This window comes from Streptomyces sp. NPDC054757 (assembly GCF_053612185.1).
Window position 1 is genome coordinate 1 of the sequence record NZ_JBSHBW010000025.1, and the last position, 16,204, is coordinate 16,204.

The following is a 16,204-nucleotide window of genomic DNA, read 5'->3' on the forward strand; positions in this document are numbered from 1 at the left end:
TCCGACTCTATCAGACTCTTTCGTGTCCGATTCCCGGCCGGCCGGGTGCTTTCCAGTTCCACGCTTTCGCGTTTCCCTTTCCGGCGATTCCGACTCTATCAGATCCTTTCGGGCCTGACCCCCAGTCAGCGGGGTTTGCCATCCCGGCCGTTGGGCCGTTCCGACGTTTCAAACTCTAGCGGATTTCCCGGGTGACTCATAATCGGGTCCCACCGGTCGTCGAGAATGAATTCCGGCATGCCGAAATTGCTCCCGACGGGAGATCGTGCTGAAGTTTGTTGCCGCATGAGCGGCGGGAGTGGTTGTCGCAGAACCGTTCCGGCCCCGTGACAACTCGAAGAACCTTACAGATCGGCCGGTGGCACGTCAACCGGGGTCGGCGCCCCTGTCAACCCCATTGTTCTGAGCCGGGGTTAAGCGTTCCCGGGCCGCTGAAGACGAGTGGAGAAGCTCAGTCCAGGTCCGTGAGGCGGCCGCCCGCGTCCGGCTGGGCGTCCTCCACCCTGCGCAGCAGGATGGTCAGCATCTCACCGAGGGCCGCGCGGTCCCGGCCGGTCAGGTCCTGGAGGAGGTCCTCCTCGAAGGTCGTGGCCATCCGCATCGCCTCCAGCCACTTCGCCCGCCCCTCGTCCGTGACCTCGACGATGACCCGGACCCGGTTGTTCTCGTCCCGGTCGCGGGTGACGAGGCCCTCCCCCGCCATCCGGTCGATGCGGTGGGTCATGGCGGCGGGGGTCAGGCCAAGGCGCTTCGCCAGCTCCCCCGGGCCCATCCGGTACGGGGCGCCCGCCAGGACCAGGGTCTTCAGCACCTCCCACTCCGTGTTGCTGATGCCGAGGTCGGCGACCTGGCGCCCGTACGCGACGTTCATCCGCCGGTTCAGCCGGCCGAGAGCCGAGACCACCTTCTCGACCTGGGGGTCGAGGTCTCGGAATTCGCGCTGGTAGGCGGCGATCTGCTCGTCGAGGGTCGGCTCCTGCGGGCCGGGGGACTCTGGCATGCCGGGGAGTATCCCACGTAAGCCGTTGGCGTTGAAGTTCTTCAGTGTGTATTGTTGAGGTTCTAACTTTAGCATTGAAGTCTTCAACTTCGAGAGGTGGGTGAGTGGTGACCAAGGCGATGGGTGCCGCGATGCGTCGGATCCAGACAGGTACCGCGCTGAGCGCGTTCGGCATCGGGTTCACCGTTCCGTATCTGTACATCTATGTGTCGCAGGTGCGGGAGCTCGGATCGAGTACGGCCGGGGCCGTGCTAGCCGTCTTCGCGGTGGCCGCCCTGGTCGTCCTGCCCTTCACCGGCCGGCTGATCGACCGCCGCGGCCCGCTGCCCGTCCTGGTGGGGGCCGCGGTGCTGGCCGCGACCGGAGCGATGAGCATGGGGCTCTCGGCCGGAGTGGTGACGGTCGTGCTGTCGGCCGCCCTGCTCGGCGCCGGGACGGCCGTCATGCAGCCGGCTCTCGCGACGATGATCGTCTGGTGCTCCAGCCCGTCCACCCGGACCCGCGCCTTCACCATGCAGTTCTTCCTGCAGAACCTGACGCTCGGCATCGGCGGACTCGTCGGCGGCCAGCTGGTCGACGCGAGCCGGCCCAGCAGCTTCACGCTGCTTTTCGCCATCGAGGCCGTGATGTTCCTGGCGCTCGCCGGGATCGCGGCCACCGTCCGGCTGCCGCGTACTCCCGGGCTTGAGCTGGCACCCCAGCCCCAGGGTGGCGGGGTGCGCGCTCTACTGCGGCACCGGGCCATGGTGCAGCTCTGCGTTCTCGGCTTTGTCATTTTCTTCGCCTGCTACGGACAATTCGAGTCCGGCCTTGCCGCTTATGGGACCGAAGCCGCTGGAATTCAGCCCTCGACGCTCGGAATCGCGCTTGCGGCCAATACGGCCGTGATTGTCGTCGCCCAGTTCGTGGTGCTGAAGGTCGTGGAGAGGCGGCGGCGCTCGCGGGTGATCTCAGCGGTGGGGCTCATCTGGGCGTTCGCCTGGGTCATCGCGGGGTACGCAGGGCTCGGGCACGGCAGCCAGACCATGGCGACGGCCGCGTTCATCTCGACGTACGCGCTGTTCGGGCTCGGTGAGTCCATGCTGTCCCCGACCGTCGCGCCGCTGGTCGCCGATCTGGCTCCCGGCTCCATGGTCGGTCAGTACAACTCGGCCTTCGCGCTGGTCAAGCAGTTGGCGTTGGCCATCGGGCCTGCGGTCGGCGGACCGATGGGGGCCTCGGCGCACCTGGTGTACATCGCGACCTTCGTGGTGTTCTCGCTCGGGATCACCACCCTGGCGCTGCGACTGGGGCGGCGGCTCAGCCCCGTACAGGACAATCCGTCGCTCGGGCACGGTTCGCGGGTCGTGGCCACGCATCTGCCGGAGCCCGCAGCCGCCCCGTACTGACATCGGTCGGCCCGCCAGCGGTTCTGGCGGGCCACTCGGGCCACTCGGGCCACTCGGGCCACTCGGGCCTACGGGAGCTGGCCCGGGTGGTCCGCTGTGCTGTCGGGGAGGGCGAACTCGCACCAGACCGCCTTTCCGCCGCCCGGTGTACGGCGGGAGCCCCAGGACGAGGCAATCGTCGCGATGATCGAGATACCCCGGCCCGCCTCGTCGGCGGCTTCCGCGCGGCGGCGGCGCGGCAGATGGTCGTCGCCATCCGTCACCTCGATGATCAGCCGGCGGTCGGTCCTGCGGAGCCGCAGCCGCATCGGCGGGGTGCCGTGCTGGAGGGAGTTGGCGACGAGTTCGCTGGCCGCGAGGACGCCCAGATCGTGCAGTTCCACGTGAAACCTCCAGGAGGTCAGCACACCGGAGGCGAAGGCCCGTGCACGCGGAGCCGCCTCCACCCCGCCCAGCAGGTCCAGCGCCGCGTTGTGGAACAGCTCGGCGGCCGGGCCGGTGCGCGCCGGGTGCTGGACGACCAGGACCGCCACGTCGTCGTCGTGCTCCGCCGTGACACCCAGCGAGCGGATCAGCCGGTCGCAGACGACCTGCGGGGCGCCGGACGCGCCGGACAGCGCACGCTCCAGAGCGGCCACGCCGTCATCGATGTCCTCGCCCCGGCGCTCCACCAGACCGTCGGTGTAGAGCACTGCGGCGGAGCCGGGCGGCAGCGCGATCGAGTCCGATGTGTGCTGCCAGCCGCCCGTCCCGAGCGGCGGCCCGGTCGGGTCGGCGGCGCGGCGTACCGTGCCGTCCTCGTCCCTGACCAGCACGGGCAGATGGCCGGCCGACGCATAGACCAGGCGTCCTTCATTGGGGTCGTGGACCGCGTAGAGGCAGGTGGCGATCTGGTTCGGGTCGATCTCGGAGGCGAGGCCGTCCAGGAGCTGCAGGATCTCGTGCGGGGGCAGGTCGAGCCTGGCATAGGCGCGGACGGCCGTGCGGAGCTGGCCCATCACCGCGGCGGCCCGGACCCCCCGGCCCATGACATCGCCGATGACCAGGGCCGTGCGCCCGGCGCCGAGGGTGATCACGTCGTACCAGTCACCACCGACGGCCGCGTCCGTGCCGCCCGCCTGGTAGGTGGCCGCGATACGCAGGTCGTCGGGCTGTTCCAGCTCCTGGGGGAGCAGTGAGTGCTGGAGGGTGACGGCGGTTTCGCGCTGTCTGCGTTCGCTGGTCCGCAGCCGTTCGGCCGCGTCGGCGTGGTCGGACACATCGGCGGCGAAGACGAGAACGCCGCCCTGCTCCAGGAGGTGGGGGACCGGGGTGCAGGTCACGGTGTACGAGCCGGTGCCCGGACCGGACTGCACCCGGCGGGACTTGACGGTACGTGGGGTTCCGCTGCGCAGCACCTGGTCCATCAGGGGGAAGAGGCCCAGCTCGTCCAGTTCGGGCAGTTCGTCGGCTCCGCGGGAGCCGGTGGAGCGGGGGCCGAAGGCCGCGGTGTAGGCGTCGTTGACGTACGCGACGCGGTGCTCGGTCCCGTACACCAGGGCGACCAGCGCGGGCAGGCTGCCGAGGATCTCCCGGACCGAGAGTTCGTCCAGCGTGGGGAGCTGGGCGGTGTCGGAGGTCAACTCGGCTTCCGGCGTGGGGGGCTGGGCGGACTCACCGCGGGCTGCTGGCACGGAACTGTGGTCGGCCCGCGCGGCGGCGCGGCGCTGTGTTCCGGGGAGCCGGGCGCTCCAGCGCGTGAAGTTCACTGCTTTTCAAGCCTCGTTTGTCGTGACGGGACGGCTGGGACCTGCTGCTCACCGGCGGGGGGATCCGGGTCGTACGGGGTGTTCTGTACGGGTCTGCGCGCACCTATGGTCACACGCCCCGTGTGACCGGCGGCACTCTCGGCGTCAGTCCCGCGGCGGGCGGTCGCCGCCGGCGGCCCATTCGAATTCGGCCCGCGGGTGTTCCAGCGAACCGAGCGAAACGATCTCGCGCTTGAAGAGCCCGGCGAGCGTCCACTCGGCGAGGACCTTGGCCTTCCGGTTGAAGGTGGGTATACGGCTGAGGTGGTACGCGCGGTGCATGAACCAGGCAGGGTAGCCCTTCACCTTCCGCCCGTAGATGTGGGCGACGCCTTTGTGGAGCCCGAGTGAGGCGACCGAACCCGCGTAGGCGTGCTCGTAGTTGGTGAGGGGTCTGCCGTGCAGCGAGGCGATGATGTTCTCGGCGAGGACCTTCGCCTGGCGTACGGCGTGCTGCGCGTTGGGGGCGGTCTCCCTGCCGGGCTCGTCCGATGTGAGGTCGGGAACGGCCGCCGCGTCGCCCGCCGCCCAGGCGTGGGCGGTCCCTTCGACCTTGAGCTGCGGGGTGCAGCGCACCCGGCCGCGGTCGTTGAGCGGGAGGTCGGATGCGGCGATGACCGGGTTCGGTTTGACGCCCGCGGTCCAGACGAGGGTCCGGTTGGGGAAGCGGGCGCCGTCGCTCAGCACGGCCACCCGGTGGTCGCAGCTGTCCAGCCGGGTCTCCAGGCGTACGTCGATGTTGCGGTTGCGCAGCTCGCGGATGGCGTACTGGCCCATCTCGTGGCCGACTTCGGGGAGGATGCGGTCGGCGGCCTCCACGAGGATCCAGCTCATGTCGTCGCGATCCACGTTGTGGTAGTAGCGGGACGCGTAGCGCGCCATGTCCTCCAGCTCGGCGAGGGCTTCGACCCCCGCGTAGCCGCCGCCGACGAAGACGAAGGTCAGCGCGGCGTCGCGGACCGCGGGGTCGCGGGTGGACGAGGCGATGTCCATCTGCTCGATGACGTGGTTGCGCAGACCGATGGCCTCTTCGATGCTTTTGAAGCCGATGCCGTACTCGGCGAGGCCCGGGACCGGCAGCGTGCGGGAGACGGACCCCGGGGCGAGGACGAGTTCGTCGTAGCCGATCTCCATGCCGCCGGTGCCGTCCTCGGAGCCCGCGAGGGTGGTGACGCTCGCGGTGCGCGCGGCGTGGTTGATGGCGGTGGCCTCACCGATGACGATGCGGCACCTGTCGAGGACCCGGCGGAGCGGCACGACGACGTGGCGGGGCGAGATGGAGCCGGCGGCGGCCTCCGGGAGGAACGGCTGATACGTCATATAGGGGTCGGGGCTGACCACGGTGATCTCTGCTTCGCCGCCCTTCAGCTTCCGCTGGAGACGCAGCGCCGTGTACAGACCGACATAGCCGCCGCCGACGACGAGGATGCGGGTGCCGGCCCTGGGTCCCTGGTCCGGCCCGGGGTTCGTCTCGTGGGAGAGGGGAGCAGTCACTGTCCCATGAGGCAACGGGCGATCGACTTTGTCCACAGGCCCGACAAATTGTGTGACCGGAGATCACCGGCGCGCCGCAGCGCGGCGTTTCCCGGCGTGAAGGGAAGGGCCGCAGGTCAGCGGGTGGGACGGGGAGGGGGAACGGGGGCGGAATAGGGAGAGTCCAGGCTCATACTCCGATCGGGGGGCGCTCCGTGCGGAACTACCCCCTTCTGAATCGCCCCTTGCTCAACTATGTTCGTAGTTCGCCGGGGTGTCGGGTCGGAGCCCCGGGGGGACCAGGCGGGGAGTCTCCGGGGGGAGACATCATTACCGGGGGATCGCATATGCACATTCAGGACGCTCATTGGCAGGCCGCTGTACCGGCTGACGGCGGTGGACGGACAGGGGCGGGCACGGTCGCGCGCTCGGCGCCCCTGCGCGTGGACGCACAGCGCAATCTGGAGCACGTACTGCGGGCCGCCCGCGAGGTGTTCGGCGAGCTCGGGTACGGGGCGCCGATGGAAGATGTGGCGCGCCGGGCGAGAGTCGGGGTCGGGACGGTCTACCGCCGTTTCCCGAGCAAGGACGTCCTGGTCAACCGGATAGCGGAGGAGGAGACCTCCCGTCTGACGGAGCAGGCCCGTACGGCACTTGGGCAGGAGGACGAGCCGTGGTCGGCGCTCTCCCGGTTCCTGCGGACGTCGGTGGCCTCGGGCGCGGGGCGGTTACTGCCGCCGCACGTGCTCCGTGTGGGGGTGGCCGAAGCGGCCGAGATCGGTGACGCCTCGCTCGGCGGGCCCTCGTTGACGTCGGGGACAGGTGCCTCGCCGCAGGAGACACGCGTGCCCCAGCAGCGGCCGGCGCCCAGGGCCGACGGCGGGCCCGTGGACCGGCCGTCGGGAGGTGGTGCCCCGTCCGGCGCTGCCGATGACAGCACGGGAGCCGTGGAGCTGCTGGAGGTCGTGGGGCGGCTGGTGGACCGGGCGCACACAGCGGGTGAGTTGCGGAGTGATGTGACCGTGGCAGACGTACTCCTGGTGATAGCCACGGCGGCGCCGACGCTGCCCGACCCGGTGCAGCAGGCGGCCGCCTCCTCACGGCTGCTCGACATCCTGCTGGAGGGGCTACGGCCCCGTCCGGCGTGAGCGCGGGGACACGGGCTGCCGTCTCGGGGCCGGTGGTGGCCGTACTCGCGGTGTCAGCGACGGGCGGGCTCGCGGTGTCAGCGGCGGGCGGGCTTGCGGCCCCAGCAGCGGCCGGGTTTGCGGCGTTGATGGCTGTCCGGTCGCGGCTCGTCGTGCTGCGGCCACTCATCCGGCCTCTGGGACAACTGGTTGACCCTTCCCCCATTGGGTGAGGGTTAGTGCTCCGATTCGGGAAAACCCCCCGGACGAGTGGTTGCTGAGTGCGGGTGGCCGGTTGTAGTCCGCTCTGTGTCAGTCTTGGCCGGTGTTCTGGTCCGAGGGTGTCTACGGGGGCTTTCCGCGATGAGCGTTGAGGGGCGGGACGAACCACTCGGCGAGGCCGGTGGGGTGCAGCGGCTGCCCGGACAGGGCCCGGGGCAGGTGCCCAGGAGCGCCTCCGCGCAGGACGGTCAGCCGGGACAGGCCGGGCAACCGGAACAGGCCACGCAACCGGAACAGGCCGGGCAGGCAGCGCAGTCGGGGCAGACCGCGCAATCGGGGCGGGCGGCGCAGCCGGAGCAGACCGCGCAGTCGGGGCAGGCGGCGCAGGCCGGGCAGCCAGGACAGTCGGGACGGCAGGGGCACACCGCGCAGTCGGGGCAGACCGCGCAGAGCGGTGCTCCGGGTGCCGGGTGGGCGGCGAGCGTGCCCCAGCAGCGTGAGGGCGGCGGCAGTGGTGTGCTTCCGCCACCGCGCTCCCTGGACCTGCCGCCTTCGGACGCCGAACTGATCGCGCAGATGCGGGAGCAGGTCAGCGGCCCCGACGGCACCGATGGCGGTGAGGGCACGGACAGCGCCTACGAGGAGTTGTTCCGCCGGCACTCCGACGCGGTGCGCCGGTACGCGCGTACGTGCTGCCGCGACGCACACACCGCCGACGACCTGACGGCCGAGGTGTTCGCGCGCACCCTGCAGGCGGTACGGCGCGGGGCCGGGCCGGAACAGGCGGTGCGGGCGTATCTGCTGACCACGGTGCGCCGGGTCGCGGCGGCATGGACGAAGACCGCCAAGCGGGAGCAACTGGTCGAGGACTTCGCCCTCTTCGCCGACCAGGCGGCCAGGTCGGCGTCGTCCGAGGTGTCCGACCAGGACACGCTGGATCTGGGTGCCGACGTCCGGGCCATGCAGATCGCCGAGAAGTCGCTGGCCATGGAGGCGTTCCGTTCGTTGCCCGAGCGCTGGCAGGCGGTTCTCTGGCACACCACGGTGGAGGAGGAGTCGCCGAGCGATGTCGCCCCGCTGTTCGGGCTGACGGCCAACGCCACCGCGGTGCTGGCCAGCCGGGCCCGTGAAGGGCTCAAGCAGGCCTACCTCCAGGCCCATGTGAGCCAGACGCTCACGGCGGGCGGTGACTGCGCGCAGTACGCGGACCGGCTCGGCGCCTACGCCCGTGGTGGTCTGCGGATGCGCGCCGAGCGGGGCCTGCGGAAGCATCTGGAGGAGTGCGCCAGGTGCCGGGTCGCGGTGGGCGAGCTCAAGGACGTCAACGCCGGGATTCCCGCGCTCGTTCCGGTCGCCGTCATCGGCTGGTTCGCCGGAGGGTCCGCCCTCAAGGCCGCCGGGTTCGTCGCGGGCGGTGCGGCAGGGGCCGCCGGGGCCGGGGCCGCCGCGTCCGGCGGGAGTTCCGCGGGCGGCGGGGCCGCCGCTTCCGAGGGGCTCGGGATGCCCGCCAAGGCCGGTATCGCAGCCGGTGTGGTGGTGGCGGCCGCCGCCGGTCTGGCGTTCGCGCTGTCGGGCAGCGATGCCCCCAAGCCGGCGCCGCACGCGGCTCCCCCCGCCACCCACCCCGTCGTACCGCCCGAGCCGACGCCTCCGCCCCCGCGGCCGAAGGCACCGCCCGCTCCCCCGGCGCCCGCGCCCAAGCCGAAGCCCACGCCCGCGCCTCCGAAAGCCACGCCCAAGCCCCCCGCGCCGGCACCGAAACCGACCCCGAGGCCCACGCCGCCGCCCAAGCCGACCCCCACTCCGAAGCCGACCCCGACGCCGACCCCACCGCCCCCGCCGGCGCCCGCCGTCTACCAGGTCGGCGCCCTCGCCTACTCGCTGCTCGGCGACCACACCGAGCCCGAGCTCAGCCTCAAGGACAGCGGCCCGGTGTGGCAGCGCCGTTCCCTGGCCATGCGGGGTACCGAGTACAACCGCGGCATCAGCGTCCACGCCCCGTCCAGCGTGACCATCCAGCTCAACCGGCAGTGCTCCACCTATCAGGCGCTGGCCGGGGTGGACGACATGTCGCTGGGGCTCGGAGCGGTGCGCTTCTCGGTGTACGGGGACACGTCCCGGCTGTGGAGTTCGCCCGTGGTGCACGGCGACGACCCGGCCGTGCCCGTACGGGTCGGGATCGCCGGTTTCCGTACGCTCCGGCTCGTGGTCGAACGGAGCGGACCGTTCGGCTCGGTGGCGGTGGCCGACTGGGCGCAGTCACGGATCAGCTGCCGCTGACCGGGGCCCGTCCCGCGCCACCTGAACCGGCTCCGCCCGGAGCGGAGACCGGCCTGCCCGCACCCAGGACCGGGCCCCTGATCCAGGGCCCCCGACCACTCGCAGAGCCGACACCGGCCGGCCCGGCCCCAGGGCCATCCCACGGAGCCGACACCGGCCGGCCCGGGATCCGCAGCCCCCGACACCGAGCCCACTCGCGGCACCGAGACCACCCACAGCGCCCATACCGCCACGCCCGACCAATACGACCCGACCCGGCCCGACCCGTCGGCCAACCCGCCCCGGCCAAGTCCCGCTCCCGGCAGGCCGCTTCCCTAAAGGCTCCGCCGCGGTACGACTCCGCCCGCCACCGCCCGCTGCTTCGGGGCCGCCGTCCCTGTCCAGCAACTGCCGCGCCTGGCCAGCAGCCTGCGCAGCCACAGCTCGGTGGAGACCAGGTCGGCGAGCCCGTCGAGCGGCAGCCGCTCCCCCTCCGCCGCCGCGCGCAGGGCCTTGCGGACCACCCGCGCCTCGATCAGGCCGGCGTCCGCGAGCAGCGGGGCGTCGAACAGCGCGATCAGCGTGGGGAGCGAGGCGCGCAGCCCCTTCCGGGACGCGGCATTCGCGGTCGTGTGGGACGGGGCGCCCCAGCCTGCGGGCAGATCGTGGATGCCCGCGCCGGCCAGCACCGTACGGAGGATCTCGGCCCGTGCGCCGGGCTGGACCCGCAGCGATTCGGGGAGCAGCCGGGCCGCCCGTACCACCTGGTTGTCGAGGAACGGCGCGTGCAGCCGCTGGCTCCGCACCTCCGCGGCCTGTTCGAAGACCCGGTGGTCCGCCGCGTACCGGGCGAGCGCCGCGCGGGCGCGGGCCTCGCCGGGTCGCTGCACCGAGGTGGGGCGCAGCGCCGACTCCTGGAGGCGTACGGAGACTTCCGCGAGCGCCTCACCGGTCAGCCAGCGCGCGGCCGGCCCCGGCCGTGACCAGGTGAGGGCCGCCAGCGAGGCATCCAGCGTGGAGCCTTCGGCGGTGTGCTGGACCTCGCGGTCGCGCAGCAGGACGGCCGCCGCCTCGATGCCCGTGCGGTACGGGGTGCGGGCCAATCTGCGTGCGGCGCGGTAGACGGTGAAGGGGATGAGGACCGAACCGTCCGCCCTGGCCAGCGCCGCGACCGGTTTGACCAGATGGCGTCTGCGGCGGTCCATCAGCAGGTCGGCCAGGCGCGCGGGGTGCGCGTCGAGCACCTGCCGTGCGCCGTCCCCCACCAGGTGGTCCGCGCTGCCCGCGGCGAGCCGCAGCCGGTGGCGCTCCGACGAGATCAGCGAGGGGCCCGGCTCGTCGGTCAGCGGGCCCGACTCCAGATCGGCGTACGGCAGCGACTCCTCGCCGCCCGCGACCACCACATGGTGCAGGCGTGGATTGGCCGCGATGGCGCCCGCCCGTTCCAGTTCGGGTGCGTGGCCGCGCGCGGAGAGGTCGTTGAAGGTGACGGCGAGGAGGCGTTCCCCCGCGCCGGTGCCATGGCCGAGGATCGTGCCCGGTACGCCGGGCAGCCCGGCCGCGAGGAGCGTCAGGGTGGCGGAGGCGCTGCCGCCGGAGAGATCGGCGCCGATTCCCGGGGCGGGGGCCCCGCGGGCCGCGCGCCGTTCGGCCGGGCCCATTCCCGGGACCGGGCCCGGGTCGGGCGGCAGCCTTTCGGGCGCGTGTCGGGGGGCGGTGAGCCGGGCGCGTACGGCTTCGACGAGCGCGTCCCGTACGCCGTCCACGGCCCGGTCCGGGTCGACCTGGGCCGCCGCCACGGCGAGCGATGCCACCTGCTCGTACCCGGTGATCTCCCGGGAGCCCTCCCGGAGGATGAGGGCGTGGCCCGGCGGGATGCGCCGCACCCCCGCGTAGGGCGTCGAGTCGCGCAGCGCCTCCGGTACGTCGGGGCAGGCGAGCAGCGCCGCCAAGTGGCCGATGTCCAGCTGGGCTTCGACCAGATCGGCGAGCGGCAGGGCGGCGGTGGCGTACGCGGTGCCGTTGGCCCAGGGGGTGTGGAAGACGGGGCGCGCGCCGGCCAGGTCGCCGATGACGGTGACCCGGCGGCCGGACTGCACGACGACCGTGTAGCTGCCCGCCCAGGAGGTGAGATGACGCAGCGCACCACCGCGCGCGGCGAACAGACCGACCCGCAGCTCCTCGTCGGTCGCCGCGCAACACCCCAGCACAGCAAGGCGGGTGAAGGGGTCGACCGAGATGACCCGTACTTCGTCGGGCCGCCAGTCACCGACCGCCCAGAGGGGGTCGGGATCGCCCCAGAGCAGCTGGGAGCCGACGGGGTGGACCGTGCGCCCCTCGTCAGCGCTGCCCACCGAACCGGCGGTGCCGAAGCTCGCGGCAGTACTGCTCCACCCCACCAACCACCGCATCGCCGCCTCCACAGGCTGTGGACAACTGAGCGCCCACTGGGGCGTTCAGGACCATGCTGCCATGACAACGGCGTACCGGAGGGGGTACGGAAGCGCGCACCCATATGCGAATGCGCCCCCGGCAAAGGCCATTCGGTCTTGCCCGACGAGGGTCGTCATCCAGCCATTCTGGCGGAGTGGCATCTGTGCGGGAAGGGGTGCCGACGGGCCGCGGAGCGCATCGGTCCGGGAGACGCCGTACGCCTCCCGGACCGGTCGGCCGCCCGCGGGGATTGAGGCGGCCGTATCCCCCAGCCCACTGGATCCTGTGCAGTGGGCCGACCCACGCACTCCCCATGGAAGACCGCGCGGGACGGCCGGACCAGAGCGCACGGCCGGGCGCACGGCCACACACCGGGAGCACGGGCGGTGATCGTCGCCCGTCTGGAGAGCGCTCCGCGCGGGCAACAATCCCGCCATCCGGAACATCACCCCTTAACGGTAGGGATGCGGCGAACTACGCTGGGTTTACGAATGCCGTGCACGGCTTCTCGGACAGGACGAGTCGCCGCGACACGGCGGCCGTCTGTGTGTCGAGGGGTGGCGCATGTCCAGGGAGCTACGCGGGCCGAACGACAAACTCGGCACGGTTCTCGCCGTCGCGGGAATCAGCAACGCCGGACTGGCGCGACGGGTCAACGACCTCGGCGCCCAGCGCGGTCTGACGCTTCGGTACGACAAGACATCCGTGGCCAGGTGGGTCTCCAAGGGCATGGTGCCGCAGGGCGCCGCCCCCCATCTGATCGCGGCGGCGATCGGCGCCAAGCTGGGCCGGCCCGTACCACTGCACGAGATAGGACTCGCGGACGCGGATCCGGCCCCCGAGGTCGGCCTCGCCTTCCACCGGGATGTCAGCTCGGCCGTGGTGTCGGCGACCGATCTCTACCGGCTGGACCTCGCGGGCCGCCGGGCCGGGAGTGGCGGGATATGGCAGTCGCTCGCCGGGTCCTTCGCGGTCACGGCATATGCGACCCCCGCTTCGCGATGGCTGATAACACCCGCCGACTCCTCGGTCGAGCGGGGCGCCGAGGAGTTGGCGGACCCGGCCGCGCTGCGCGTCGGGCACAGCGATGTCACCAAACTGCGGGAGGCCGCCGAGGACGCCCGGCGCTGGGACTCCAAGTACGGCGGCGGCGACTGGCGTTCGTCGATGGTGCCCGAGTGCCTGCGGGTGGACGCGGCCCCGCTGCTCCTCGGCTCGTACTCCGACGAGGTGGGCCGCGGACTCTTCGGCGCGACCGCCGAACTGACCAGGCTGGCCGGGTGGATGGCCTTCGACACCGGCCAGCAGGAGGCCGCCCAGCGCTACTACATCCAGGCGCTGCGGCTCGCCCGCGCGGCCGCCGATGTCCCGCTCGGGGGATATGTCCTGGCCTCGATGTCGCTCCAGGCGGTCTACCGGGGCTTCGGGGACGAGGGGGTGGACCTCGCGCAGGCGGCGGTCGAGCGCAACAGGGGCCTGGCGACCGCCCGTACGATGAGTTTCTTCCGGCTGGTCGAAGCACGGGCGCACGCACGCGCCGGTGACTCGGCAGCGGCCGGCGCGGCGCTGAAGGCGGCGGAGGGCTGGCTGGAGCGCTCGCGCGAGGGCGACGCCGATCCGTCCTGGCTCGGCTTCTACTCGTACGACCGGTTCGCCGCCGACGCCGCCGAGTGCTACCACGATCTGAAGGCCCCGCGGCAGGTGCGGCGCTTCACCGAGCAGGCGCTGTCCAAGCCCACCGAGGAGTTCGTCCGCTCGCACGGGCTGCGGCTGGTGGTGAGCGCGGTGGCGGAGCTGGAGTCCGGCAATCTGGACGCGGCGTGCGCCGCGGGCACCAGGGCGGTGGAGGTCGCCGGGCGGATCTCGTCGGCGCGGACCACGGAGTACGTACGGGATCTGCTGCACCGTCTCGAACCGTACGGCGACGAGCCAAGAGTGGTGGAGTTACGCGAGCGGGCCAGACCACTCCTGGTGGCGCCCGCGTAGAACGGTCCTCCCCCTTGGTTTGAGGGCACTGTCAGTGGGCCAGTGCACTATCGGGGTGGGAGGAGGTGCGATGTCTTTCGGGAACGGCGGCGTACGGGGCGGCGGTGACCGCGGCGAGAGCGCTGGTCACCGCGGTGGCGACACGGGTGGCCGTGATGCCGGTGGTCACCGCAGTGGCCGGAGCGGCGGTCACCGCGCTGGTTACGGCGGCGGTCACAGCAGTCATTACGGCGGTGTGCGCAGCAGTGGTCACAGCGGCGGTTTCGACTGCGATGTGCTGATCATCGGCGGCGGGATCGTCGGGCTCTCGACGGCGTACGCCCTGACACGGTCCGCGCCGGGCACCCGGGTCGTGGTGCTGGAGAAGGAGCAGCGCACCGCCCGTCACCAGACGGGCCGCAACAGCGGGGTCATCCACAGCGGGATCTACTACCGGCCCGGCTCCCTCAAGGCCCGGTTCGCGGTGCGCGGTGCGGCGGAGATGACCGAGTTCTGCGCGGAGCAGGGCCTGCCGTACGAGGTGACGGGCAAGCTGATCGTCGCGACGGAGCGGGACGAGCTGCCCCGGCTGCACGCCCTGGCCCAGCGCGGCCGGGAGAACGGGATTCCGGTGCGGGAGCTGGGACCGGCCCAGATCGCCGACGAGGAGCCCGGGGTCCGCGGGCTCGCCGCGATCCGGGTCGCCACCACCGGGATCGCCGACTACGGGGCGGTGGCCGCACGCCTCGCGGAGCTCTCGGAGGCGGCGGGGGCGGAGATCCGGTGCGGGGCCGAGGCCGTCCGGATAGCCCGGCGTCCGGAGGGTGTCGCTGTCGCCACATCGGACGGAGCGGTGATCCGGGCCCGGACCCTGGTCAACTGCGCGGGGCTGCAGTGCGACCGGATCGCACGGCTCGCGGGCGACGAACCGGGCATGCGGATCGTGCCCTTCCGCGGGGAGTACTACACGCTGACCCGCCCCGGTCTGGTGCGCGGCCTGGTCTACCCGGTGCCCGACCCGGCCTTCCCCTTCCTCGGGGTCCATCTGACCCGGGGCACCGACGGCACGGTCCACGTCGGGCCGAACGCGGTGCCCGCGCTGGCCCGCGAGGGATACGACTGGAGCACGGTGCGCCCGGCCGAGCTGGCCACCACGCTGGCCTGGCCCGGTGCCTGGCGGATAGCCGGGCGCCACTGGCGTTACGGAGCGGGCGAGCTGCACCGCTCGCTGTCGAAGCGCGCCTTCACCGAGGCGGTGCGGCGGCTGCTGCCCGCCGTCGAGGAAGCGGATCTGCGCCGGGCGCCGGCCGGGGTGCGGGCCCAGGCGGTGCTCAGGGACGGCACCCTGGCCGACGACTTCCTGATCCGGGAGGCACCCCGCACTGTGCATGTGCTGAACGCGCCCTCACCGGCAGCGACGGCCTCCCTGCCGATCGGCCGTGAGATCGCCCGCAGGGCGCTGGCCTCGGTGGAGGTGCGGGCCTGACCGGACGCCGGGGACGGGGCGGGAGGCGTGTGCGGTGTGCGGTGTGCGGTGAGAGGGGGACCCGGGCCGGGGCGGGCTCGGATACGGGGGCGGGAACAGGTCCGCGGGGACGAGTCCGGGACAGGAGGGACCCGGGCCGGGGCCGGAATCGCGGTTCCGGACGGGACCGTAGAATCGGGGCACTGTGTCCGATCCCCTGAGTCCACTGAATCCCCCGCAAGAGCCCTCGCCGCCCCGCCGCGCCAAGGGCGAGCCGCGCTTCCCGGGCGGCCCCGCGGCCGACCCCGCGGGCTCGCACCACGAGCGCCGGATCCGCAGCTTCCAGCCGCGCCGCAGCCGCGTCACGACCGGGCAGGCCGACGCACTGGAGCGGCTCTGGCCGCGCTGGGGGCTGGACATCGACGGGCAGCGGGTGCTCGATCTGCCCGCTCTGTTCGACGGTCTCCCCGTGGTTCTGGAGATCGGCTTCGGCATGGGCGAGGCCACCGCGCAGATGGCCGCGGCCGACCCGTCGACCGGGATCCTCGCCACCGATGTGCACACCCCGGGCCAGGGAAACCTGCTGCGTCTCGCGGAGCGGAACGGGCTGTCCAACATCCGGGTGGCCAACGGTGACGCGATCATCCTGCTCCGCGAAATGCTGAAGCCGGACTCGCTCGCCGGGCTGCGCGTGTACTTCCCCGACCCCTGGCCCAAGAGCCGGCACCACAAGAGGCGGCTGATCCAGCCGGACTTCCTCGACCTGGCCGCGGGCCGACTCGCGCCCGGCGCCGTACTGCACTGCGCGACCGACTGGGTCCCGTACGCCGAGCAGATGCTGGAGGTGCTCACCGAGCACCCCTGCTTCGACAACACCACGGCGGACGGGGGTTACGCACCGCGGCCCGGGTTCCGGCCGCTGACCCGGTTCGAGGGCCAGGGACTCGACAAGGGCCACGCCGTGCACGATCTGCTGTTCCGCCGCAACGACCGGCCGGCCCCGCGTCCGTAACGGCGATGCCCGGCGGGCCCCGGAATCGGGTACGGCGTCGCGATTGTCGGTGCCGCTCGTTAGGCTCCATCGG

Annotated in this window: 11 protein-coding genes; 6 read left to right on the top strand and 5 right to left on the bottom strand. The window is 72.4% G+C overall.

What is annotated here, in order from left to right; genetic code table 11:
* Positions 1-451: 451 nt before the first annotated feature.
* A complete protein-coding gene (locus ACWGKJ_RS25965; RefSeq protein WP_385024211.1) occupies positions 452-1,000 on the bottom strand; it encodes a MarR family winged helix-turn-helix transcriptional regulator in 549 nt (182 codons plus the stop codon).
* 119 nt (positions 1,001-1,119) lie between these two features.
* Here ACWGKJ_RS25965 and ACWGKJ_RS25970 point away from each other — a divergent pair, with 119 nt between their 5' ends.
* On the top strand, positions 1,120-2,388 hold the full coding sequence (locus ACWGKJ_RS25970) for an MFS transporter (protein ID WP_385024217.1): 1,269 nt from the start codon (positions 1,120-1,122) through the stop codon (positions 2,386-2,388).
* Between the two features lie 68 nt (positions 2,389-2,456).
* Here ACWGKJ_RS25970 and ACWGKJ_RS25975 read toward each other — a convergent pair whose 3' ends face one another.
* Positions 2,457-4,010 (bottom strand): ATP-binding SpoIIE family protein phosphatase, encoded by a 1,554-nt coding sequence (locus ACWGKJ_RS25975; RefSeq protein WP_453315829.1) that lies wholly within the window; start codon positions 4,008-4,010, stop codon positions 2,457-2,459.
* Between the two features lie 270 nt (positions 4,011-4,280).
* The gene (locus ACWGKJ_RS25980) at positions 4,281-5,603 is read right to left on the bottom strand and encodes an NAD(P)/FAD-dependent oxidoreductase (protein ID WP_385024215.1); all 1,323 of its coding nucleotides are present in this window, start codon (positions 5,601-5,603) and stop codon (positions 4,281-4,283) included.
* A 392-nt stretch (positions 5,604-5,995) separates the two neighbouring features.
* On the opposite strand from ACWGKJ_RS25980, the gene ACWGKJ_RS25985 reads away from it, so the two are divergent.
* A complete protein-coding gene (locus tag ACWGKJ_RS25985; protein WP_385024207.1) occupies positions 5,996-6,796 on the top strand; it encodes a TetR/AcrR family transcriptional regulator in 801 nt (266 codons plus the stop codon).
* A 342-nt stretch (positions 6,797-7,138) separates the two neighbouring features.
* Positions 7,139-9,277, top strand: coding sequence for a sigma-70 family RNA polymerase sigma factor (locus ACWGKJ_RS25990; RefSeq protein ID WP_385024205.1), 2,139 nt, complete (start codon positions 7,139-7,141; stop codon positions 9,275-9,277).
* Positions 9,278-9,591: 314 nt separating this feature from the next.
* Here the strand turns inward: ACWGKJ_RS25990 and ACWGKJ_RS25995 are convergent, their stop codons facing one another.
* Positions 9,592-11,667 carry an asparagine synthase-related protein gene (locus ACWGKJ_RS25995; RefSeq protein ID WP_385024203.1) on the bottom strand — a complete coding sequence of 692 codons (2,076 nt, stop codon included), beginning with the start codon at positions 11,665-11,667 and terminating at the stop codon, positions 9,592-9,594.
* Positions 11,668-12,253: 586 nt separating this feature from the next.
* Here ACWGKJ_RS25995 and ACWGKJ_RS26000 point away from each other — a divergent pair.
* Positions 12,254-13,675, top strand: coding sequence for an MFS transporter (locus ACWGKJ_RS26000; protein WP_356834861.1), 1,422 nt, complete (start codon positions 12,254-12,256; stop codon positions 13,673-13,675).
* Positions 13,676-13,706: 31 nt separating this feature from the next.
* On the opposite strand, the gene ACWGKJ_RS26005 is transcribed toward ACWGKJ_RS26000, so the two are convergent.
* The gene (locus ACWGKJ_RS26005; RefSeq protein ID WP_385024201.1) at positions 13,707-13,901 is read right to left on the bottom strand and encodes a hypothetical protein; all 195 of its coding nucleotides are present in this window, start codon (positions 13,899-13,901) and stop codon (positions 13,707-13,709) included.
* 9 nt (positions 13,902-13,910) lie between these two features.
* Between ACWGKJ_RS26005 and lhgO the strand changes: the two genes are divergently transcribed.
* Together lhgO and trmB are read left to right on the top strand one after the other, a co-directional pair.
* Positions 13,911-15,140 (top strand): L-2-hydroxyglutarate oxidase, encoded by a 1,230-nt coding sequence (gene lhgO / locus ACWGKJ_RS26010; protein WP_385024199.1) that lies wholly within the window; start codon positions 13,911-13,913, stop codon positions 15,138-15,140.
* Between the two features lie 184 nt (positions 15,141-15,324).
* A complete protein-coding gene (trmB, locus tag ACWGKJ_RS26015) occupies positions 15,325-16,131 on the top strand; it encodes a tRNA (guanosine(46)-N7)-methyltransferase TrmB (protein ID WP_385024197.1) in 807 nt (268 codons plus the stop codon).
* Positions 16,132-16,204 lie beyond the last annotated feature (73 nt).

Coding starts and splice junctions, on each gene's coding strand:
- ACWGKJ_RS25965 (WP_385024211.1), bottom strand. CDS start 1,000: ATGCCAGAGTCCCCCGGCCCGCAGGAGCCGACCCTCGACGAGCAGATC.
- ACWGKJ_RS25970 (WP_385024217.1), top strand. CDS start 1,120: ATGGGTGCCGCGATGCGTCGGATCCAGACAGGTACCGCGCTGAGCGCG.
- ACWGKJ_RS25985 (WP_385024207.1), top strand. CDS start 5,996: ATGCACATTCAGGACGCTCATTGGCAGGCCGCTGTACCGGCTGACGGC.
- ACWGKJ_RS25990 (WP_385024205.1), top strand. CDS start 7,139: ATGAGCGTTGAGGGGCGGGACGAACCACTCGGCGAGGCCGGTGGGGTG.
- ACWGKJ_RS25995 (WP_385024203.1), bottom strand. CDS start 11,667: ATGCGGTGGTTGGTGGGGTGGAGCAGTACTGCCGCGAGCTTCGGCACC.
- ACWGKJ_RS26000 (WP_356834861.1), top strand. CDS start 12,254: ATGTCCAGGGAGCTACGCGGGCCGAACGACAAACTCGGCACGGTTCTC.
- ACWGKJ_RS26005 (WP_385024201.1), bottom strand. CDS start 13,901: ATGACTGCTGTGACCGCCGCCGTAACCAGCGCGGTGACCGCCGCTCCG.